This is a genomic window from Microbulbifer mixtoriginis (SeqCode) (assembly GCF_052466695.1).
Genome location: NZ_CP174285.1, coordinates 3,744,125 through 3,765,479 on the forward strand (window position 1 = coordinate 3,744,125; position 21,355 = coordinate 3,765,479).

A 21,355-nucleotide genomic window follows, 5' to 3' on the forward strand; every position below is an offset into this window, starting at 1 on the left:
GGGTACAATATTTTTGGGGTTCTAGATTTGTTAAAAAATACCCAGCTTGATTGCCAGGCTGGGGTATGTTTTCTCCATTTTAATATACCCTTTTTTTTAATTTGCTTCTAACAAGCGATGTACCTTTGGTACAAGATAGAAATACATTAGTGGGACCAGAATGGCGGTCATTATTAAAGCCTTTAAACCAATTGCAATTTGCAATTCCAGTGCCTGTATCCCCGGAAGTAATAGAGTAACAATGGGGTAAACCAATGCCCATATGCACAGGGCGTGTACTATCGGTCCCTTCATTTGTTCAGTTCCTCCATAAATTTGGAAATTGTCTTAAAGTACCCAGGCAAAATTTTCTGTAAAAATTGTTTTCCACTCTTGGTGAGTGCTACACATTTTGCCCTACCATCGCTGGAATCTGCTTCCATAGCGATAAGCTCATCTTCTACCATGCTTTTCAAGGTTCGTGTCATTACCGGCCGAGAAACATCAATTCGTTCTGCAATTTCTGAAGCTAGTAAACTGTCTCTTTGTGGCTCCCGGTCGATAACAATCATTACTAGGAAACGCAGCTGGGAGGTTCCGTGCTCAGTAAAATAGCTCTCCAGCTCTCGTAAAAGCAGGCTTGCATCCCGCATCATGGTAAGTGCGCCCTGAACGGCAGTGGGATCTTTTACTGAAAAACGTTTGGCATATCCTTCAACCATTTGTTGCGAGGGAAGATCTTTGAGGAAAAACATTAGGCCAGTCTCTTGAGCTTATTGATCTCCACTGGCTCTTTTAACCACTCTTTATAGGCTTCGAATATCGGGGCGATATAGGGCATGGTGTAATGCTTTTCTAAGTCTTCCTGGCTACGCCACTCCTCGTATAAAAACAGGCATTCCCCATCCTCGTGCACTGCGAACTGCAGGCAGCCCTCCTCTTCGAGGGTATTTGGCACTATGGATAAGATGGCCTGTTTGGCTTGCGCAAAGAATTCTGTCTTGGGGAAAATTCTGGCAATAATGAATAGGTGATTATTCATAAGGTTAACTCAGCAGTGTGCAATATAGTTATCATGATAACTATAGTTTTTGGCCTGTCAAATATCAGTGCAATATACAGCTGATGGCGCTGTAGCAATGAGAATTCACTCTGGCGGTATATTCGAGATTTAGAGGGCGTAAAGAGCTTTTAATGTGTATGAACGCTTGCCTGGCGTCTGTCTAGATTCCGGTAAGCCAACGCTTCGGCAATTTGTGCCGTACCAATTCTTTCCTGTTTGGCTAGGTCCGCCAGCGTGCGGGCGACTTTAAGCACTCGATGATAGCTGCGTGCAGAAAGCCCAAGTTTTTCTACTGACTGTCGCAATAGCAGTTTTTCGGTATCACCTAGGGCGCAGTGATTTTCCAGCGATGCCCCTTTTAATAAGCTATTGATTGTCCCCTGCCGCTGTAACTGCTGTTGACGGGCGTTACAGACTCGCTCACGCACGCTTTCAGATGACTCTCCGGGAGGAGAATCCTGTAACTGTATTGCACTCATTGCGCCAACTTCCACCTGCATATCAATACGGTCCAACAGTGGTCCGGACAGTTTGTTGCGGTAGCGGTCTATCTGGTCCGGTGTACAGCGGCAACGAGTTTCCCCCAAATAACCACAGGGGCAGGGATTCATCGCGGCCACCAATTGGAAGTGGGCGGGGAAGGTAACTTGCGCTCTGGCGCGAGAAATACGCACCTCGCCATTCTCCAGCGGTTCTCGCAATATCTCTAGGGCATGGCGGGGAAACTCTGGCATTTCATCCAGAAATAAGACCCCGCGGTGGGCCAGGGAAATCTCCCCTGGGCGTGGTGTGCTGCCGCCCCCCACCAGTGCGGTTGGGGAGGCGCTGTGGTGGGGGGCGCGGAAGGGCCTGTGACTCTGGTGGGGTAATCCAGCGCTGGAGTACACAGCCGCCACTTCTATAGATTCACGGCTGGTTAAAGGCGGCAATATACCGGGCAAACGGCTGGCCAACATGGTCTTGCCTGTACCCGGTGGGCCATAGAATAAAAGGTTGTGGCCTCCTGCTGCAGCGACTTCCAGCGCCCGTCTTGCCTTGAGCTGGCCGCGAACATCAGCGAGGTCTGCAGTGTGAGTAATTACTCGCTCTAACTGCTGCTCGGCGCGGGGTAATTTTTCCCGGCCATGCAGTTCTGCACACACTTCAAGAAGCGAGTTGGCGTTAGCGATTTCGCTGCCAGCCAGGGCGGCTTCGCTGCCGTTTTCTTTCGGTACTATTAATAGGCGTTGAGCTGCAGCACTGGCGATGGCTGCAGGAAGTGCGCCGCTGACCTGGCGTATTCCGCCGGTAAGGGCGAGCTCTCCGATAAATTCATAGCTTTCCAAGGGCTCACTAGGCACTTGGCCGGAGGCGGCGAGTATGCCTATAGCGATGGCGAGATCGTATCGCCCGCCGTCTTTGGGTAGGTCCGCGGGGGCCAAATTAACGGTGATACGCCGCTGGGGGAATTCAAAGTGGCTGTTAATTAGGGCACTGCGTACCCGGTCGCGGCTCTCGCGCACAGCAGCTTCGGGCAGGCCGACGATATGAAAGGCGGGGAGCCCGTTGGCCAGGTGGGTCTCAACGGTGACCAATGGGGCGTTAACACCCAGCTGGGCACGGGTGTAGCTAACTGACAGGCTCACATTTTCATCCTTGATGCGGCGGCTTGTGGAAGAACTAATCCTCGGGTTTGTGTTCTCTCTGTGCGAGAGCCTGCTCCAGTATTTCCACCTTGTCTTCCAGGCGAGCCAATTTTTCTCTGGTGCGCCTCAGTATCTCCACTTGAGTATCGAACTCGCGCTGGGAGACCAGCGGCAATTTATCCAGTGAAACCTCCAGCGCACTGCGCAGGTCATTGGTAACTACTGTGCCCTGCTGTTGCAGTTCTTTTAAGAGTTGTTGCAGTTTGTCCGCAGCCACGGGCAACTCCTTGCTGTCAAAATCTTATTTAATGGCACCAGATTGTAACCCACACCCTATAGCCACAAAAGCTGACTCTTTGTGCACTATTCTGATCACTGCCTCTGCAAGATTCCCCACTTCTGTGCACGCGATGACAAACAGTTCCATCTTGGTGCGTGAGACTTTGCGGGCTCATTGTTCGTATTTATTCCGGTTGTCTGCTTTCCCGTTAACTTATTGATTTTATTGAATATTGCTGTCCTGGCATCAAGTCTGCAATGAAAAGGCAGGTGTGCCATTTACGATCACTGGGAGTCTGGGAAAGTAGCGGTTCACAAGACGCAAGAGACCCTCTGTCATACCCGACAGTGCAGGACCGATTGCAGGCGGCGCCATTACAGCTCTTGAAATACAGCCTATAGAAATTTAGGAGAAATAAAGTGGAAGTTAAAAAGCATAAAATTGCCACTATTTTCGCTGGCGCTTTACTGGCGTTGGGCACTGCCAATCTAACAAATGCTGAAGAAAATACCTCTTCCAGCAGCTCTCAGGAAGAGGGCATCAGTTTCAGCGCCAACCTGGGTATGGTTTCAGATTATCGCTTCCGAGGCATTTCCCAAAAGGATAGAAATCCCGCAATTCAGGGTGGTCTGGATCTGGATTTTGGCAATGGCTTTTACGTGGGTACCTGGGCTTCGCAGGTGGATTTTGCTTATGGGTTTGATGAAACCGATTACGAGCAGGATTTTTACGGTGGTTTCTCCTCGGATATCAATGACTTCATTAGTTACGACGTCGGCTATATCTATTACGCCTATCACGGTAGTGACCAGGATGAAGATTACTGGGAAATTTACGGCAACCTCAGTATTTCAGATCTGACCCTCGGAGTTGCTTACTCTCCCGACTATTGGGCGCAGAGCGACGAATTTTATTACACCTTTGCGGAGTACAGTTTCTCACTGCCAGCAGATCTGAGCCTGGATTTGCATGTTGGTTACAACATTTTTATGGAGCGTAGTGAGTTCCTTTATGAGGACGATGATTATATCGATTATTCCGTAACGCTCAGCAGAGACTTCGGTGGTTTGAACCTGAGTGCGGCTTACGTAGGTACCGATGTCAGTAAAGAGGAATGTTGGGATACCGATTGGTGTGAGCCAACCCTGGTAGTTGGTGCTACTTATACTTGGTAATCAATTCGCCCGCGATATTTCGCGGGCATTTTTTTGGGGGGGGGAATCCATGAAATTAATCACCGCAATTATCAAGCCTTTTAAGTTGGATGCCGTGCGCGATGCCCTCAGAGAAGTGGGTGTTAATGGTGTGACTGTAACTGAGGTGAAAGGTTTTGGTCGGCAAAAGGGCCATACCGAATTGTATCGGGGCGCTGAGTATGTCGTGGACTTTTTGCCGAAAACCATGCTGCAGATTGCCGTAGAGGATTCTGAGTTAGACAAAGTTTTGGAGGCACTGGGCTCCAGTGCTCACAGCGGAAAAATCGGTGATGGAAAAATATTTGTTGCCAACCTGGAGCAGGTAGTGCGCATACGCACCGGCGAAACCGGCAGAGACGCGATCTAACTCGATAGCAACAAACATAATTTTAAAAATATACAGACTTGAACGGAGAGAAACATGGAAAACCAGATATTTCAGTTGCAGTATGCAATTGATACTTTTTATTTCCTAATGTGCGGTGCCCTGGTGATGTGGATGGCTGCGGGTTTTGCCATGCTGGAAGCCGGCCTGGTGCGCTCAAAGAACACTACAGAAATCCTCACCAAAAATGTTGCGCTGTTTGCAATAGCCTGCATTATGTATCTGCTCACTGGATACGCCATTATGTATGATGGCAACTGGATGCTATCTGGCATTGAGGCATTTAGCCTCGACACTGTACTGGCCGATTCTTCCAGTAATGGATTTGAAGGCGATTCCGTTTATTCGAGTGCTTCTGACTTTTTCTTCCAGGTCGTATTTGTCGCCACCGCTATGTCCATCGTTTCCGGTGCCGTGGCTGAGCGTATGAAGCTGTGGAGCTTCCTTGCTTTCGCGGTGGTATTGACTGGCTTTATTTACCCACTGGAAGGTTCCTGGACCTGGGGTAGCCAGGATGTCTTTGGTCTATTTAGCCTGGGTGACCTCGGTTTCTCCGATTTTGCCGGTTCCGGTATCGTACATATGGCCGGCGCCGCCGCCGCTTTGGCTGGCGTGCTGTTGCTGGGCGCACGTAAAGGTAAATACGGACCCAATGGCCAGGTTTATGCGATTCCCGGTGCCAACTTGCCGCTGGCCACACTCGGTACCTTTATCCTTTGGATGGGCTGGTTCGGCTTCAATGGTGGTTCCGTATTAAAACTGGGCGATGCCGCTAGTGCGCATTCTGTAGCCATGGTATTTGTTAATACCAATGCCGCTGCAGCCGGTGGTGCTATCGCCGCACTGATTACCGCCCGTTTGCTGTTCGGCAAGGCCGATCTCACGATGCTGCTCAATGGCGCGCTGGCGGGCTTGGTGGCAATTACTGCCGAGCCCTCTACTCCTACTGCTCTGCAGGCCACTGTGTTCGGTATGTTTGCCGGTGTTCTGGTGGTCTTCTCCATCATTACTCTGGATAAACTCAAAATTGATGATCCGGTAGGTGCTATTTCCGTGCACGGTGTAGTTGGTCTGCTCGGCCTGTTGCTGGTCCCCATAACCAACGAGGAATCCACCTTTGTGGGTCAGTTGGTTGGCGCCTTGACGATCTTCCTGTGGGTCTTCGTAAGCTCCCTGGCGGTTTGGTACCTGCTCAAGCTGGCAACCGGTATCCGTGTCAGTGAGGATGAAGAGATGGAGGGTGTTGACTTGGCCGAGTGTGGAATGGAAGCTTACCCAGAATTTATGAGCAAATAGTCGCTCGGTAGTGGCGTCGCCTTAATATTGGGGTGACCGTCGCATTGAGGTTCCCGCAAAGAAGATAAACCAGGGGAAAACACAAGATGAAATTAATAACGGCCGTAGTGAAGCCCTTCAAGCTGGACGATGTGCGCACTGCCCTTTCTGAGGTCGGTGTCCAGGGAATGACGGTAACAGAGGTGAAAGGCTTTGGCCGCCAGAAGGGCCACACCGAACTCTACCGTGGTGCGGAGTATGTGGTGGACTTTCTGCCCAAGGTTAAACTGGAGCTGGCTGTCGATGACAGCATGGTGGAAGCGGCGGTAGAAGCTATCACCAAAGCGGCGCAAACCGGAAAAATCGGTGATGGAAAAATCTTTATCACCGCGCTGGAGGAAGTGATCCGAATCCGTACTGGGGAAACCGGTAGCGAAGCGGTGTAATGTTTGCCGATTAATCAGGGTACTTCTATTAATAATGCCCAGTATGTTTAAGGCCCCGTAAGGGGCTTTTGCTTTTCTTTATCCCCTAAAAATGATCCCTGTCGTCCACTACTAGAAGGTTTCTCCCTACCGGTCACTTAAATCTCCATAACAAACTGCAATATCTCCTCGATTTTTTCCCAACAAAAAACTCTACGGGCTCCGGTGCCTGCAGCTGGCAGCGTAGATTGTAAGTGCCTATATATTAATCGCCGCTTTTGATGCGGTGGGCGATTGCTACTCCGGTGGCTTTCAATTTCATTGGCGCCGCGGGAAGGGGCGGCACAGAGGTACTCCCTCTGTAACAGGAGTAAGGGTTACAGGGTTTTGCTATGAAAGATAGTTATGAAGATCAGGGTAAGAACGCTCGCAGCAAGGATACAGAGGAATTTGCCGAAGAGCGCTCCATTACCTCCCGTGAACGCGCCAGAAGCCAGCTGAGTTCTGATGTTGAGGAATTTCTAGCCGGTGGCGGGGCGATTAATGAAGTCGATCCAGACGTCACCGCCGACCCGCCACGGAAACCGCAGCCAAAATACGGTAGTCGACCTATTTAGTGCTTTCAACGTTGCCGCCCCTGAGATCAGGTCGGCGGCAAAATCTTTTTTGCAGGAAACCCCGAAGCCTGTTGGCCTCAGGGATTCAGTAGCCTGGGCAGCAGGCGCTCCAAAACTTCGCCAATGTAAGAGAGAAACAGAGTGCCTAGGCTGGAACGGTAGTATTGGGGATCGGATGATCCAACTGCCAGCATGCCGAGCTGATTGCCGAGCGGGACCACTGCGGCGGAGGCAATTTCCTGCCATTGGTCTCCGAATAAATACTCTCTTTCCCCAGGACGCAAAATTCCACATATTGGGCGGCCATTCCGCAATATGGCGCCAATGGCCGTCTCTGCGCTGGAGAGTGTGCTGGTGCGCACTTCACCGAGCTTGTCGGCTGACACGCCTAGCGGCCCAAATAGGGTTAGGCTGGTAAATTCCACATTGAAGTCATGGGAAAAGCTGTTGTACAGAGCCGTGGTGGCCTCACCAATGGTCTGTGCTTCCAGTAGGGCGAGGATCAGACGGCGGCTATTAAAAAACAACTGATCGTTATCGCGTGCATTGTGCAGTAACTGGTCGAGGCGTTGCCGCATCTCAATATTGCGCTCGCGTAGCAGATTGGTCTGATGTGTCATCAGCGACACGGTCTTGCCATTTTCCCGCGGCAGTTTGATGGTTTCGAGCAGGTCCATGCGCTCGACAAAAAACTCAGGGTTTTGCATTAGGTAGCGAGCTACCTGGCGCGCGAGCAACTTGTCATCGCGCTGGGTTTCCCTTTGGTTGCCGGCGACAATCTCATCAGAAGTTTGATTGGCGTCTGTGTGTTCCATCGTGTTCTGTTCACATTGGCGCGGGCGCGTGGTGAATCCTGTGCTCTATCGGAATTAGAGCTGAGGCTCGCCCGCTAAATTATTTAAACAATGATTTGCCCGTGGAAAACTGTAGTCGCGGGCCCGGTCATAGTAACCGGCTGATTCGGCCCACTCCAGTGGATTGTCAGGGACCCGCCGGGAAGGCGGATTTCCACCTGCTCATCCACCAGGTCGCGCAGGTGGGCATACACCATGGCTGCGCAGGCACCGGTGCCACAGGCGTGAGTTTCACCTACGCCGCGCTCAAATACACGCAACTGTGCCTGGCTGCGGGATTCGACTTGCAGAAAACCCACATTCACCTTCTGGGGGAAGCGGGGATGTGCCTCGATTAAAGGGCCGAGGGTCACTACCGGGGCGCTGTGAATGTCGTCGACCAACAGTATGGCGTGGGGGTTACCCATGGAGACCGCGCCTATGGTAAAGGTCTCGTCACTGGCTTCCAGCAGGTAGCTATCCGCACGGCGATCGGCATTGAATGGAATCTTCTCCGGCTCTAAAACGGGGGCGCCCATATCGACACTGACCTGGTCGTTATCGAGTACACGCAGGTGCAGCATACCCGCAGCAGTTTCGACCTTGAGCCGTTTTTTTCCCGTTAGGCGGCGTTCGCGTACAAAGCGGGCGAAACAGCGTGCACCATTGCCGCAGTTCTCCACCTCGCCGCCATCGGCATTAAAGATGCGATAGCGAAAATCTGCCTCTGGCCCCCGTGGCGGCTCTGCCAGTAGTACTTGATCACAGCCGATGCCTAGGCGCCGATCGGCGATTCGGCGAATTTTATCTGGTGATAGCTTGAGTCTCTGGCTGATGCCGTCGAGCATTACAAAATCATTGCCGAGCCCATGCATCTTGCTGAATTTAACGCGCATTCCATTTCTCTGTAAAACTGATTGAGCGGGCCATCCTAGGGGTGCTCGCCACCGGTGACGCTGGCATTGCTGGCGTCCCGGAATTCTGTTGGTTGGTAATTAAGAGGCAAGGGTGACACAAACCGTTAGACCTTTTCAGGCACCGGGGTCTCACCCCGAACCAGGTCGTCGAAAGTTTCCCGTGTGCGCACTAAATAGCTATTCTCGCCATCCACCAGCACTTCCGCTGCACGCGGGCGGCTATTGTAGTTGGAGCTCATGGTAAAGCCGTAGGCGCCGGCGGACAGCATGGCCAGTAATTGCCCCTCGCGCAGAGCCAGGGCACGGTTCTTGCCGAGGAAGTCACCGGTTTCACAAACGGGGCCAACGATATCCCAGAGTGTGTCCTCACCGTCGCCCGGAGTGACCGGCACTATATCCTGCCAGGCCTGGTAAAGGGCAGGGCGCAGGTTGTCGTTCATGGCCGCATCGACAATGGCGAAGTTGTGTCCTTCGGTGTGCTTCAGGTATTCAACCCGAGTCAATAGAACACCGCCGTTAGCGGCAATCGAACGGCCAGGTTCCAGTATCAGGCCCAGCTGGCGTTCGCCGATACGCTCCAGAACTGCTTTCAGATAGTCTGCAACTACTGGGGGCTCTTCACCCCGGTAGCGGACCCCGAGGCCGCCGCCGAGATCCAGGTGTTCCAGCTGGATACCTTCGGTGGAGAGGGTGTCCACCAGCATCAACAGCCGGTCGAGGGCATCTAGGAAAGGGGCCACTTCGGTGAGCTGGGAGCCGATATGGCAATCCACCCCGGTCACTCTCAGGTGAGGTGAGCGCGCTGCGTATAAATACACATCCAAAGCGCTGTTGATGGCGACGCCGAATTTATTTTCTTTGAGGCCGGTGGAAATATAGGGATGGGTTTGTGCGTCTACATCTGGGTTGACCCGCAGTGAGATTGGGGCAACAGCTTCGCACTCCGCCGCTACTTGCTCGAGGCGGCGCATTTCGGCCTCCGATTCGATATTGAAGCAGTGCACACCCACTTCCAGGCCACGGCGTATCTCGTCTGCGGTTTTACCCACACCGGAAAATACTATTCGCGAGGGATCTCCTCCCGCCAGCAATACCCTTTCGAGTTCGCCCCCGGAGACGATATCAAACCCAGCGCCAAGCTGGGCCAAAAGCGACAGGATACCCAGATTGCTGTTGGCCTTCACCGCATAGCAGATCAGGCCGGGGTAGCTGCCCAGTGCTTCGGCATAGGCTTGATATTGGCGCTCGAAGTGGGCGCGGCTATAGACGTAGGTGGGGGTTCCGAAACGCTCGGCGACCTCTTCCAGTGATACCTGTTCTGCCCACAGGCTGCCTTGGCGATAACTGAACTCACTCATTTCTGCGGTGCTTGCTCCTCTGGGTAGCCCTCTTCCGGGTAGTCTTCTGGCGCAGAGTAATCCCCGGGTTCTGAATAGTCGTTTGGTTCGGAGTACCCTTCCGGTACAACAGTTTCTCCGGCTGGAACAAGTACCGGCTCATCCGGCTCCACCGCAGTGCTACTAGTGGGCACCGTAGTGGGCGGGCCTGTGGTGATAGCTGGCGCGGGTTCGGCCGGCGCCTGAGGCAGGTACAGCGGTCCTTTCTGACCGCAGCCACTGAGGAGTGCGGATGCACTCAGCAGGGCGCAAAGGGGGTAGAGCATTTTCTTTGGCATGGGTGACATCCTGCACTCGGGCTTTAGAGCGGTGTTCGGCAAAAGCCTGATAGTATAGCGAGCCAATAGATTGAACACAGTAGACGGTAACAGAAGTAATAAAAGATGAGCCAAACGGAATATGAAGCGGCCATTGAGCATACCCTGATGGCGATTGAGGATGCTCTGGACGATTGTGACTGGGATATCGATTACGAGCGCAGTGGTGCCGTGCTCACCCTGACCCTGGAGGATAATGGCAGTCAGGTTATTCTCTCCCGGCAATCTGCCAATCAGGAACTTTGGGTAGCTGCCAAGTCGGGCGGTTACCACCTCACGTTTACCGCGCCCGGCTGGAAATGCAGTACCACCGAGGAAAATCTACCGACCCTGCTCAATCGCGTGCTGAGCGAGCAGCAGGGTGAATCGGTCGAACTGGGATTACCGCAGTAATCCCGGTTTACTGATCGGCCGTACCCCAGGCGCCCGGATGCAAAAAACGGGCTCCTAGTCCTGCTGGGGTCTGCCTTAATGACGCCCTTCAATTTGCACTCGTGCTTGTGCACAGGCAGCGCGAACCTGATCGGGAGCGGTGCCGCCGATATGGTTACGAGCGGCTACCGAGCCTTCCAGGGTGAGCACTTCAAAGACATCCGCACCGATATCAGCAGAGAATTGCTGCAGCTGCTCTAAGCTCAGCTCCGCTAGGTCTTTCTGCTGTTCAATGGCAAAGGAAACCGACTGGCCGACGATCTCGTGGGCATCGCGGAAGGCAATGCCTTTGCGCACCAGATAATCCGCCAGGTCGGTGGCAGTGGAGAAACCCTTGGCGGCTGCCGCCAGCATGTTTTCTTTTTTTGCCTTGAGTGCGGGCACCATATCCGCAAAGGCGCGCAGGCAGTCCAGTGCGGTATCGGCAGCGTCGAACAAAGGCTCTTTATCTTCCTGGTTGTCTTTGTTGTAAGCCAGGGGCTGGCTTTTCATCAGGGTCAGCAGTGCAATCAGGTGGCCGTTCACACGGCCAGTCTTACCGCGTACCAATTCGGGCACATCCGGGTTTTTCTTTTGCGGCATAATTGATGAGCCGGTACAGAAGCGATCCGGTAGGTCGATAAAGTCGAACTGGCTAGAAGCCCAGAGCACCAGTTCCTCGCTGGCGCGGGAAAGATGGGTGAGCAGTAGGGCGGTGAAGGCGCAGAATTCAATGGCGAAATCCCGGTCGCTCACCGAGTCCAGGGAGTTCTCGGTCGGAGCATCGAAGCCCAGCAGTTCGGCAGTGCGCGCGCGGTCGATTGGGTAGCTGGTGCCGGCCAGTGCTGCGGCACCCAGGGGCGAGCGATTGACTCTTTTGCGGCAATCCATCAGGCGCTCGAAATCCCTGCTGAGCATGGCATTCCAGGCCAGCAGGTGGTGGCCGAAGGTCACCGGCTGCGCACTCTGCAGGTGGGTAAAGCCGGGCATAATGGTATCGGCTTCGCGTTCGGCCAGGTCTACCAACCCGGTTTGCAGTCGGGTTAATTCGGCGCCGATCCGGTCGATGCGGCCGCGCAGCCACAGGCGGATATCGGTGGCGACCTGGTCGTTGCGGGAGCGGCCAGTGTGCAGTTTTTTACCGGTGGCACCGATGCGTTCGGTCAGGCGCGCCTCGATATTCATATGCACATCTTCCAACTGCACCGACCAGGGAAAGTCACCCGCCTCAATTTCTACTGCGATCTCTTTCAGGCCATTGGCAATCTGGTGATATTCATCACCGCTCAATACCCCAACCTCGGATAGCATCTGTGCATGAGCGAGGGAACCCTGAATATCTTCCAGCGCCATGCGCTGATCGAAGGTGACAGAGGCAGTGAATCGCTCTACGAAAGCGTCGGTGGCTTCGCTGAAACGGCCGCCCCAGAGTTTGGCGGCGGGATTAGTGGCGGAGTCGGGTTTGTCGTTGCTCATGGTTTTCCTGGCTGCAGTGAGGTGAAAGGCCGGGGAGCTTGGTGGTATCGTGCGCTTTGAATATAGGGACAATCAAGAATAACAACTGCATGTCATTTCCCAGGCCGTCGGGCATTATATCGCAGAAAATTCGAAAAACTGACACTGATAGCAAGGATTCTGCGCTTTGCGGGCAGGTGCCTTTTCTTCCGGATTTATGCAGTGTCACCGCCCTGGCCGCATTGGTGTTGATGGGGGAATTGCTGGCCCTGGTTCTGGTGCTCGCCTTGGACGGGCTGCGCGACTTCAGTTGGCAGCGTCTTGGCTTGGTGTCCCTGGTGATTCAGTGGGTGATATTGCCCTGTGCCGCCGTGCTTTGCCGGCTGCGCCCCTATCTAGCCAAGTTACCCCACAAACATGCCGGCGCTATCAGCTTTATCGCGGTGTTGGGCGTGCTTGGATTAGTAATGGGGATTCAGCGCTATGTGCGTGCTCTATTGCTGCAGGCGGATTTCGACTGGTGGGGACTGGCTAGTGATTGTCTCCTTGGGGCTATCTGCGCTGGGGTGGTATTGCGCTACGCCTATTTGCAACAGCAGTTATACAACCAGCAGCAGGCGGAACTGGGCGCGCGTATTGAGGCGCTGCAATCACGCATACGACCGCATTTTTTGTTTAACAGCATGAATAGCCTGGCCAGCCTGATCGCGGTAGACCCAGATCGCGCTGAGCGTTTGGTGGAAGATTTGTGCGTGTTGTTTCGGGCCAGCCTCGCCGACCCAAAGCTGGTGCCGCTGTCGCAGGAAATACAATTGTCCCAACGTTATCTGGAGATTGAGGCTCTGCGCCTGGGCGAGCGTTTGCAGCAGCAATGGCAGCAGCAGGGTACTTTGGAGGATATACAAGTACCCAGCATGTTGTTGCAACCATTGCTTGAGAATGCCGTTTTACACGGTGTGGCACAGCTGCGTGAGGGCGGCACAATTACTGTGGCCGTGAAAACCGAAGGCGGTGTTCTGTACATTGATATTGAAAACCCACTTCCGGCAGAAGCTGTGCATTTCACCAGGGAAAGCAACGGGATGGCAGTGGAGAATATTCGTCAGCGCCTTGCCGCCTATTACGGTGATCGCTTCAAGTTTACCGCCGGTCGGGTGGAGGACCACTACCGGGTGCAGCTACAACTACCCTTGTTCCCCCGGGAGGTGGTTCAGCGTGAAACAAAACCGACCATAAATTCCAGTAGAGATACTGAGGTGATGGAGTGACCCAGTTGCGAGTCCTGATTGTCGATGATGAACCTCTGGCCCGCGCGCGGCTGCAGCGGCAGTTGTCTACAATCGAAAATTGTATTCCTGTTGGTGAAGCGGCGGATATTGAATCTGCGTTGATGCAGGTGCAGATATTGGACCCAGATCTGGTCTTGCTCGACATAGAAATGCCCGGCGGCAGCGGCTTGGAATTGGCCCAGCAGCTTTCCACACGCGAGTGCCCACCCGCGATAATTTTTTGCACTGCCCACGATGAGTTCGCCCTGCCGGCCTTCGCCACCGCCGCGGTGGGTTATCTACTCAAGCCTGTCAGCGTGGAGCAGTTGCGCCAAGCGCTGGCAAAGGTACATTGCCTCAATAAACCCCAACAAAAACTTGTTAGTGGTGACGAGAAGGATCGCGGTCGCAGCCGTATCAAAGCGGTGAGCCGTATGGGGGTCGAGCTATTGGAAGTGGACAGCATTCGTTGTTTGGTTGCTGACAGCAAATATGTGGTGGCCCATCACCCTGCCGGTGAGACGATCCTTGATGAGTCATTAAAAGAGTTGGAAAGCGAATTTGCCGAGCGCTTTGTTCGAGTGCACCGCAGTGCACTGGTGGCAGTAGCATTTATTACAGGCTTACGCAGAGACGGAGCGAATTATCGGGTGGAGCTGGAAGGGGTAACACAAGCCCCATTGGTAAGCCGGCGTATGCTGTCTTCGGTAAAAAACCTGATCACGGAGATTTGCTAGTAGTTAAACCATTCCGCGCAGGAACACGATTAGCACAGCTGCTACCATCAGAAGGGCAAAGCAAACTCTGATTATTCGTGCCTGTTTAGGTTTATGAAAAACCGGTCGCAAACTTCCTCCCAAACATAGCCAGATAAAATCGACCACAGCCGCGACTATCAAACAGACCATTCCAGTAGCAATGTAACTTAAGTTGCTTTCTTCAATTGGCAGTAAAAATTGGGAAAAGATGGCAAAGAAGGCGGCATAAGCTTTTGGGTTGAGTAGATTAAAAATAAACCCATCCAACAGTGATGGCGCTTGAGTTTCCGCTGATGGGTTTTTCTCCATTACCGGGGCTGTGGCAATTTTTATGGCGATATAGCCAATATACAAAGCCCCGCAAAGTTGTACGGCAAAGCGCGCCTCGGGCCAGGTTGCCAGCAGGGCCGCTATCCCGGCGGTTGCGCCCATAATTGCAACGCTTAGCCCCAGTAGGATACCGATGAGAAAATGGCTACTTTTCCTGATCCCAAAAGTTGCCCCAGAAGCGGCCAGCGCGAGTGGTGCGGGACCGGGGGAGCCAAGTAGCAGAGCTGTTGCTGCAACAAGGGAAAAAAGTGCTTCCAACATATATTCTTATCTTATTTTCCACCTGCGACATCAATAAATGAGCCGGTTGTAAAGGTTGATTCGTCACTGAGAAGCCAGGCCACAGCCTTAGCCACTTCTTCTGCTTGCCCGCCGCGTTTGAGTGGAATTGCAGACTTTACTCGCTCAATTCTGTCTGGTTCGCCGCCATCAGCATGCATTTCCGTGTAAATAAAACCTGGTCTTACACCGTTCACTCGAATTCCCTCACCGGCGACTTCTTGGCTGAGTCCGATGGTTAGAGTATCTACAGCACCTTTGCTAGCCGCGTAATCGATATATTCGTTAGGTGACCCTGAACGGCTGGCGGCGGATGAGATATTGACAATAGTTCCTCCGCTGCCCCCGCTTTTTGTTGACATCCTTTTAATCGCCTCGCGACAGCAGAGCAATGTACCGGTGATATTGGTCCGAAGAATCTCGTTGATACGCTGAGAATCCATTAATTCAACACGCATCTGCGGTTTAATGATTGCGGCATTGTTTACCAGGCTGTTAATCGGGCCGAGATTTTGGTCAACCTTTTCGAATAGACGGACAACCTCATCTTCTGAAGTGATATCGGCACGTGCCGCTATTGCAGTAACACCTAAAGATTGAAGTTCATTTACTAGGTCTTCCGCTTGCTTCCTTCGTTCCCGATAGCTGATGGCAATCTGATATCCACGTTGAGCCAGTAGTTTTGCTGTGGCGGCACCGATTCCCCGGCTGCCTCCGGTTATCAAGGCAACTTTATTTTTCATTTCTATGGCCGCGATGAAGTGAGTAATTCGGTGAGGGGAGGAGAAGGGTAAGGAAATATTGTTCCCCAAGTCAAACAGTAGGTTGGGGCCCTGAGTATCTTGGAATAACGCTGCTCGTAAATTATTGAGCGCAGCTTGCTGTGGACTTATCGGGAAATTAAAAGCGGTTTTTTCAGATGAGAACCGTTTACAGGTGTTAGGGCGTTGATTTTTCTGTAAACGGTTCTTGGATAGCTAAGCAGCAACCTTAGTAAAGTTGCGGCCCACCATCGCCGTACTCAGAGTCATTTTGTAGACTCAACTCGCCGGCGGCGCTGTTTAAATACTCCGCATCGGATTCAGACTTAAGCTTGATCATCAGGCGCAAGTCGTTGGCGGAGTCGGCGTGGGCGAGGGCGTCCTCGTAAGTAATTTCGCCGCGATCGTAGAGTTCATACAGCGCCTGGTCGAAGGTCTGCATGCCCTGTTCGCCGGAGCGTTTCATCAACTCCTTCATCTTGTGCACCTGGCCTTTGCGCACCAGGTCTGACATCAACGGCGTGTTGATCATAATTTCCAGACAGGCGCGGCGGCCATCGCCATCCGGTGTTGGTACCAGCTGCTGGGCAACCATGGCCTTAAGGTTCAGGGATAGATCCATAAACAGCTGTTGGTGACGGTCTGCCGGGAAGAAGTGAATGATCCGGTCGAGGGCTTGGTTGGCATTGTTGGCGTGCAGTGTACACAGGCACAGGTGACCAGTTTCGGCGAAAGCAATGGCGTGCTCCATCGTTTCGCGGGAGCGCACCTCACCAATCAGGATGACATCTGGCGCTTGACGCAGAGTGTTCTTCAAGGCGATTTCGAAGGAGTCGGTATCCAGACCCACTTCGCGCTGGGTCACAATACAGCCGCGGTGCTGGTGGATAAATTCGATCGGGTCCTCAATGGTGATGATATGACCCTTGGTGTTCTCATTGCGGTGGCCGATCATCGAGGCCAGGGAGGTGGACTTACCGGTACCGGTGGCACCTACAAAAATAATCAGCCCGCGCTTGGTCATGGCCAGATCTTTGAGTACATCCGGCAGGCCGAGGCCGTCAATGGTGGGGATTTTTGTTTCGATGCGTCGCAGCACCATACCCACCAAGTTGCGCTGGAAGAAAGCCGACACCCGGAAACGGCCCACGTTGCGTACCGCAATGGCGAAGTTTAATTCCTTCTTCTCGGCGAACTCACGGCGCTGTTTCTCATTCATGGTGCCCACTACTAGCTCGCGAGCTTTTTCTGGGGTGAGGGCACTGCTACTGCAAGGCACTACGCGGCCATGCAGTTTGATGGAAGGCGGTACGCCGGCGGTGATAAACAGATCCGATGCACCTTTCTCTACTACCAGCTGTAGGAGTCTTTCTATATCCATGATTGTTACCGCGTATTATTTTTTGACTGAAGAGGGGCCGTTAATGCTTAGAAGTTTTCTGGCATCTTGGCTTTTTCCCGCGCGACTTCGCGGCTGACGATACGTCGCGCCACCAGGTCTTCCAGGCACTGGTCCATGGTCTGCATACCAACGCTGGCACCAGTCTGGATGGCGGAGTACATCTGCGCGATTTTGTCTTCGCGGATCAAGTTGCGGATTGCGGGAGTGCCGCGCATGATCTCGTGGGCAGCGACACGGCCACCGCCGTTTTTCTTCAGCAGTGTCTGCGAGATTACCGCTTGCAGGGATTCCGATAGCATGGAGCGCACCATGGCTTTTTCCTGTGCCGGGAACACATCCACCACCCGGTCGATAGTCTTGGCGGCGGAGGTGGTATGCAGGGTGCCGAATACCAAGTGGCCGGTTTCCGCTGCGGTCAATGCCAGGCGAATAGTTTCCAGGTCACGCATCTCACCCACCAGAATGATATCCGGGTCTTCACGCAGGGCCGAGCGCAATGCTTCCGCGAAGCCGTGGGTATCTCTATGCACTTCGCGCTGGTTCACCAGGCATTTTTTGGATTCGTGCACGAATTCGATGGGGTCCTCAATGGTGAGGATATGCTCGTATTTGTTGTCGTTGATATAGTCCATCATCGCGGCGAGGGTGGTGGACTTACCGGAGCCGGTGGGCCCTGTAACCAAGACCAGGCCGCGCGGAGTATCGGAGATCTGTTTGAAAACTTGGCCCATACCCAGATCCTCCATGGTTAAAACCTTGGAGGGAATGGTCCGGAATACGGCACCGGCACCGCGGTTGTGGTTAAAGGCGTTCACACGAAAGCGGGCTACACCAGGTACCTCGAAAGAGAAGTCGGTCTCGAGAAATTCTTCGTAGTCCTTACGTTGCTTGTCGTTCATGATCTCGTAGATCAGGCCGTGCACCTGCTTGTGTTCCATGGCCGGCAGGTTGATACGGCGCACGTCGCCATCCACACGGATCATCGGCGGTAGGCCTGCGGAGAGGTGCAGATCCGAAGCGTTTTGTTTGGCGCTGAAGGCGAGGAGTTCAGTGATATCCATACTGCTACCTTATGGTTCTTGTTTGGGCTCAGGTAAAATCGCCACTCATTTCGGTAAGGGCCTCAGTATATGCGCAAAGCGACAATCGTCGAAAACCTGAATGCAGTAGGTGAGCGGATTGTGACCTGCTGCAACAACTGCGATCGCGATCCTGCAGAAATCACTCTGCTGGCGGTTTCCAAGACCCGCCCAGCGGAGGATTTGCGTATCGCCTATGCGGCCGGTCAGCGACACTTTGGCGAAAACTATTTGCAGGAAGCCCTGGAAAAACAGGATGCCCTACAAGACCTGGATATCCATTGGCATTTTATCGGGCCATTGCAGTCGAATAAGTCTCGAGCGGTAGCCGAGTACTTTGATTGGATGCATACGGTGGATCGTCTAAAGATCGCCCAGCGTCTGTCATCCCAGCGACCAACTAATTTGGCTCCCCTCAATATCTGTCTGCAGGTCAATATCGATAATGAGCAGAGCAAGTCTGGCATAGCTCCACAGGATTTGGAGGCTCTGGCGCGGGAAATAGTGCAATTGCCGGGGCTGCGCCTGCGTGGTTTGATGGCGATTCCCGCGGCGCGACAGACAGTACAGGCGCAACGCCAACCTTTTTTAGAAATGGCGCGCCTGCTGCATTCTCTGCAAGAGTTATTTCCCAGCGAGGAGCTGGATACACTTTCCATGGGTATGTCTGCCGATATGGAGGCGGCGATTGCCTGCGGTGCGACCATTGTGCGCATCGGCACAGATATTTTTGGCGCGCGCAATTACTCTGAATGAAAGATCCTATTTTTATCCGAACGCTTGCCCGAAGTTCTAGGGCTGAGTTCGTGGGGAAAGTGTAAGAGACCAATGAAACGCTCAGGGACTCTCGAAGTGATATTGCTGGGGTTGACGCTATGCGCAGTGATTTCCCTGTCTATGGCGCACACCCTGCTGGTGACCTGGATGGCCTTGGAATGGCTGGCTTTTCTTTGCCTGCTTTCCTTTGCGCTACCTAAGGTCACACTGATCACCAATTTCTTAGACCGCACCGTCTCCCAGGCCCTGTGGCCTGAGAGCCGGCACTGGTTGTGGATACTTGCCATAGCGCTCAACCTGATCGCTGTTGTGGAAACATTGAGTTTAAGGCCTTAAAAAATAAACGGCCCGCTGGGCCGTTTATTAAGCATTACGATTTATAAGAGCCTTTGGCACTACTCAACTAAAGTCAGTTTTTCCTTCTGTGTTTCGTCGAGCAAGTGTTCGGCAAAAAACAATGCGGTAGCTTGGGTGAAGACATCATTGTTTTCCTTTTTACGGTAGCCGTGCCCCTCATTTAACGCATTCATGTACCAAACCTGGTTACCGCTTGCTCGCAGTGCCGTCACGATCTGTTCCGCTTCTGTGACGGGGACGCGAGGGTCGTTTTGTCCCTGCACCACAAACATGGGGACCTGGATTTTCTCCACATGGTTGTTAGGGCTGATACCTTCCAGGAATTCGCGCATTTGCGGATCGCGTTCGTCACCGTATTCCACACGGCGCAGGTCCCGGCGATAACTCTTGGTATTGGTGAGAAAGGTGACAAAATTGGAGATACCGACAATGTCCACAGCCGCTTTTAGGCGATCCGAATAGTGGACGCTGCTGGCCAGTACCATGTAGCCGCCGTAGCTACCCCCGAAGACGGCAACCCGCTTGGCATCCAGGTCCGGCTGGGTGGCGATCCAGTCCAATAGCGCGCCAATGTCTTTCACCGAATCTTCACGCTTGTAGCCGTTGTCCATGGCTAGGTAACTTTTTCCGTAGCCGGCGGAGCCGCGCACATTAGGGGCGATCACTGCAGCCCCCAATTTCTTCAACCACAGTTGGTACTTGCTGGAAAACAGTGGGCGGTACTGAGCTTCGGGGCCGCCGTGAATGGAAATAATGACCGGCACAGGCGCCTTTATATCGCGCGGCTTGTAGACGAAGGCGGGAATCTTGCGTGGCTCGCCATTTACCTTATCGAAAGTGGGGTAGTGCACCAGCTTGGGCTCGATAAATTGCTCGGTATCCAGGCCGCCCACCTCACTAAATGTCCAGCGGTTCAGATCGCCACTGGATAGGGGGCGCCGGCCCAGATCCAAAACAAAGGTATCGGTGGGGGTTTTGGGGGTGTTCAGTGATAACGCTAACTTGTCTCCTCTGGGGTTGAACTCGATATCGCCGATCACACCAATAGGTAGTGTGTCGACTTTGCGGTAGCGATCGTTGCGCGGGTCGTACAGGTACAGTGCCGACATGCCGTTCTCGTTGGACACAAAAGCACCGCGGCGGCCGTCCTCACTAAGGACAAAGCTGCTGATATCCCAGGGAATACCGGCGCTAATAATTTCCTCATCGCCGCTGGCTAGATCTTTGCGGATCAGTTGGGTGAACTCGCCATTTTTATCGCTAACCAGGTATATGGAGCGGTCGTCGTAGCTAAAGCCGGCGGGAAAGTTGCGAGAGTCTTTTTCATCATCACCGGAGAGCAATGTTATTTCGCCGCTGTCCAGGTCCAACAGGTGAACTTTAGAGCGGGTGGAAGAAATATATTGCAGAACCAGTAGCTGGCTGCCGGATTGAGAGAAGTCACTGGGTCCCCACCAGCTACCATCCTCCGATTTTAGTATCAGGCGATCTTCATTTTTCTTGTCGCCAATCATAGTCAGCCAGATATCGTTGGCCCTACCATCGCGGCGGGTGCTTTGGTAAGCCAGGGCCGAGCCCTGCTTATTCCAAAGAATGGCACCATTGCGAGATTCGCCATCGCTGAGCATCTTGCTCTTACCGTTGGCACTGTCAAATAGGAAAATCTGCGCATATTCGTTGCCGCCGGCGTCCATGGTGTAGGCCAGCTGTCGGTGCTGGGGGCGGGTAAGTACTTCCCCAATGGGTTCGTCAAAAAAAGTCAGCTGGCGGCGGGCTCCTCCAGCGCGCTCTACCTTGTGCAGCTGGTTTACTTCGCCAAAGCGGGTACTGATATACATACCGCTGCCTTGCATATCCCAGCCGCGAAAACTGGCTGAGCGCACATTCTGGTAGCGATCGAGCTCTTCAACCAGGCTCGCTGGAATTGGGGGAATGTCGTGTAACTGCAGCTGGCCATTGTTCTCGGTGCGGGTCTCCACTCCATGGGCAACAGCAGCCGCGCTGAGCATTGCGGCGGTCACCAAATAGCGCCATTTCAACATCGTGTTCTCCTTGGCTAGCGCGCTGGGGCGCGCTTCTCTTGTTATTGGAATTGAGCGACCACATATTATCGGAATCCCTGCGGGGTATAACAGCCAGTAAAACTCACAGAGAATGAGGCGAATGCTC

25 protein-coding genes are annotated in these 21,355 nt (G+C 53.3%); 10 read left to right on the plus strand and 15 right to left on the minus strand.

The features are described from left to right. Nucleotides 1–96: 96 nt before the first annotated feature. From ACJJI0_RS21950 to ACJJI0_RS16320, 5 genes are all read right to left on the minus strand, one after another. Nucleotides 97–294, minus strand: coding sequence for a putative antibiotic biosynthesis monooxygenase (locus tag ACJJI0_RS21950; RefSeq protein WP_507021902.1), 198 nt, complete (start codon nt 292–294; stop codon nt 97–99). Then, nucleotides 291–734: a MarR family winged helix-turn-helix transcriptional regulator gene (locus ACJJI0_RS16305; protein WP_444883408.1), complete on the minus strand. Its 444-nt coding sequence runs from the start codon at nt 732–734 to the stop codon at nt 291–293. Before ACJJI0_RS16305 ends, ACJJI0_RS21950 begins: the two co-directional genes overlap by 4 nt. Further along, nucleotides 734–1,021 (minus strand): putative quinol monooxygenase, encoded by a 288-nt coding sequence (locus ACJJI0_RS16310; RefSeq protein WP_444883409.1) that lies wholly within the window; start codon nt 1,019–1,021, stop codon nt 734–736. The genes ACJJI0_RS16305 and ACJJI0_RS16310 overlap by 1 nt, the downstream gene beginning before the upstream one ends. A gap of 149 nt (nt 1,022–1,170) precedes the next feature. Further along, a complete protein-coding gene (locus ACJJI0_RS16315; RefSeq protein ID WP_444883410.1) occupies nt 1,171–2,667 on the minus strand; it encodes a YifB family Mg chelatase-like AAA ATPase in 1,497 nt (498 codons plus the stop codon). A 34-nt stretch (nt 2,668–2,701) separates the two neighbouring features. Next, nucleotides 2,702–2,944 (minus strand): accessory factor UbiK family protein, encoded by a 243-nt coding sequence (locus ACJJI0_RS16320; protein WP_252084143.1) that lies wholly within the window; start codon nt 2,942–2,944, stop codon nt 2,702–2,704. 422 nt (nt 2,945–3,366) lie between these two features. Between ACJJI0_RS16320 and ACJJI0_RS16325 the strand changes: the two genes are divergently transcribed. The 5 genes from ACJJI0_RS16325 to ACJJI0_RS16345 all read left to right on the plus strand — a co-directional run bounded on the left by ACJJI0_RS16325 (nt 3,367) and on the right by ACJJI0_RS16345 (nt 6,845). Beyond that, entirely contained in the window at nt 3,367–4,122 is a 756-nt protein-coding gene (locus ACJJI0_RS16325) for a TorF family putative porin (protein ID WP_444883411.1), read from the plus strand. Nucleotides 4,123–4,171: 49 nt separating this feature from the next. Next, a complete protein-coding gene (locus tag ACJJI0_RS16330) occupies nt 4,172–4,510 on the plus strand; it encodes a P-II family nitrogen regulator (protein ID WP_252084145.1) in 339 nt (112 codons plus the stop codon). Nucleotides 4,511–4,564: 54 nt separating this feature from the next. Beyond that, on the plus strand, nt 4,565–5,824 hold the full coding sequence (gene amtB, locus ACJJI0_RS16335) for an ammonium transporter AmtB (protein WP_444883412.1): 1,260 nt from the start codon (nt 4,565–4,567) through the stop codon (nt 5,822–5,824). Nucleotides 5,825–5,910: 86 nt separating this feature from the next. After that, nucleotides 5,911–6,249: a P-II family nitrogen regulator gene (locus tag ACJJI0_RS16340; RefSeq protein WP_444883413.1), complete on the plus strand. Its 339-nt coding sequence runs from the start codon at nt 5,911–5,913 to the stop codon at nt 6,247–6,249. A 371-nt stretch (nt 6,250–6,620) separates the two neighbouring features. Further along, nucleotides 6,621–6,845 carry a hypothetical protein gene (locus ACJJI0_RS16345; protein ID WP_252084147.1) on the plus strand — a complete coding sequence of 75 codons (225 nt, stop codon included), beginning with the start codon at nt 6,621–6,623 and terminating at the stop codon, nt 6,843–6,845. Nucleotides 6,846–6,922: 77 nt separating this feature from the next. Here the strand turns inward: ACJJI0_RS16345 and ACJJI0_RS16350 are convergent, their stop codons facing one another. The 4 genes from ACJJI0_RS16350 to lptM form a co-directional block, all read right to left on the minus strand. Next, a complete protein-coding gene (locus ACJJI0_RS16350; RefSeq protein WP_444883414.1) occupies nt 6,923–7,660 on the minus strand; it encodes a DUF484 family protein in 738 nt (245 codons plus the stop codon). 83 nt (nt 7,661–7,743) lie between these two features. After that, entirely contained in the window at nt 7,744–8,574 is an 831-nt protein-coding gene (gene dapF, locus ACJJI0_RS16355; protein ID WP_444883415.1) for a diaminopimelate epimerase, read from the minus strand. Between the two features lie 125 nt (nt 8,575–8,699). Next, nucleotides 8,700–9,953, minus strand: coding sequence for a diaminopimelate decarboxylase (gene lysA / locus ACJJI0_RS16360; protein WP_444883416.1), 1,254 nt, complete (start codon nt 9,951–9,953; stop codon nt 8,700–8,702). After that, nucleotides 9,950–10,270 carry an LPS translocon maturation chaperone LptM gene (gene lptM / locus ACJJI0_RS16365; protein WP_444883417.1) on the minus strand — a complete coding sequence of 107 codons (321 nt, stop codon included), beginning with the start codon at nt 10,268–10,270 and terminating at the stop codon, nt 9,950–9,952. The genes lysA and lptM overlap by 4 nt, the downstream gene beginning before the upstream one ends. Before the next feature lie 105 nt (nt 10,271–10,375). Between lptM and cyaY the strand changes: the two genes are divergently transcribed. Then, nucleotides 10,376–10,702 carry an iron donor protein CyaY gene (cyaY, locus tag ACJJI0_RS16370; RefSeq protein WP_444883418.1) on the plus strand — a complete coding sequence of 109 codons (327 nt, stop codon included), beginning with the start codon at nt 10,376–10,378 and terminating at the stop codon, nt 10,700–10,702. Nucleotides 10,703–10,777: 75 nt separating this feature from the next. Here the strand turns inward: cyaY and argH are convergent, their stop codons facing one another. Then, a complete protein-coding gene (gene argH / locus ACJJI0_RS16375) occupies nt 10,778–12,196 on the minus strand; it encodes an argininosuccinate lyase (protein ID WP_444883419.1) in 1,419 nt (472 codons plus the stop codon). Nucleotides 12,197–12,285: 89 nt separating this feature from the next. Between argH and ACJJI0_RS16380 the strand changes: the two genes are divergently transcribed. Together ACJJI0_RS16380 and ACJJI0_RS16385 are read left to right on the plus strand one after the other, a co-directional pair. Further along, on the plus strand, nt 12,286–13,443 hold the full coding sequence (locus ACJJI0_RS16380) for a sensor histidine kinase (RefSeq protein ID WP_444883420.1): 1,158 nt from the start codon (nt 12,286–12,288) through the stop codon (nt 13,441–13,443). Further along, nucleotides 13,440–14,180, plus strand: coding sequence for a LytR/AlgR family response regulator transcription factor (locus tag ACJJI0_RS16385; RefSeq protein ID WP_444883421.1), 741 nt, complete (start codon nt 13,440–13,442; stop codon nt 14,178–14,180). Before ACJJI0_RS16380 ends, ACJJI0_RS16385 begins: the two co-directional genes overlap by 4 nt. Before the next feature lie 3 nt (nt 14,181–14,183). Here the strand turns inward: ACJJI0_RS16385 and ACJJI0_RS16390 are convergent, their stop codons facing one another. The 4 genes from ACJJI0_RS16390 to ACJJI0_RS16405 all read right to left on the minus strand — a co-directional run bounded on the left by ACJJI0_RS16390 (nt 14,184) and on the right by ACJJI0_RS16405 (nt 18,034). Continuing rightward, nucleotides 14,184–14,792, minus strand: coding sequence for a LysE family translocator (locus tag ACJJI0_RS16390; protein ID WP_444883422.1), 609 nt, complete (start codon nt 14,790–14,792; stop codon nt 14,184–14,186). Nucleotides 14,793–14,803: 11 nt separating this feature from the next. Next, entirely contained in the window at nt 14,804–15,553 is a 750-nt protein-coding gene (locus ACJJI0_RS16395) for an SDR family oxidoreductase (RefSeq protein WP_444883423.1), read from the minus strand. Nucleotides 15,554–15,800: 247 nt separating this feature from the next. Continuing rightward, entirely contained in the window at nt 15,801–16,952 is a 1,152-nt protein-coding gene (locus tag ACJJI0_RS16400; RefSeq protein WP_152450611.1) for a PilT/PilU family type 4a pilus ATPase, read from the minus strand. A 47-nt stretch (nt 16,953–16,999) separates the two neighbouring features. Next, nucleotides 17,000–18,034, minus strand: coding sequence for a type IV pilus twitching motility protein PilT (locus tag ACJJI0_RS16405; RefSeq protein ID WP_252084158.1), 1,035 nt, complete (start codon nt 18,032–18,034; stop codon nt 17,000–17,002). Between the two features lie 69 nt (nt 18,035–18,103). Between ACJJI0_RS16405 and ACJJI0_RS16410 the strand changes: the two genes are divergently transcribed. Next, nucleotides 18,104–18,808, plus strand: coding sequence for a YggS family pyridoxal phosphate-dependent enzyme (locus tag ACJJI0_RS16410; protein WP_444883424.1), 705 nt, complete (start codon nt 18,104–18,106; stop codon nt 18,806–18,808). A 72-nt stretch (nt 18,809–18,880) separates the two neighbouring features. Beyond that, nucleotides 18,881–19,165 (plus strand): hypothetical protein, encoded by a 285-nt coding sequence (locus ACJJI0_RS16415; RefSeq protein WP_252084160.1) that lies wholly within the window; start codon nt 18,881–18,883, stop codon nt 19,163–19,165. A 59-nt stretch (nt 19,166–19,224) separates the two neighbouring features. Here the strand turns inward: ACJJI0_RS16415 and ACJJI0_RS16420 are convergent, their stop codons facing one another. Next, nucleotides 19,225–21,228 (minus strand): S9 family peptidase, encoded by a 2,004-nt coding sequence (locus tag ACJJI0_RS16420; RefSeq protein ID WP_444883425.1) that lies wholly within the window; start codon nt 21,226–21,228, stop codon nt 19,225–19,227. Between the last annotated feature and the right edge of the window lie 127 nt (nt 21,229–21,355).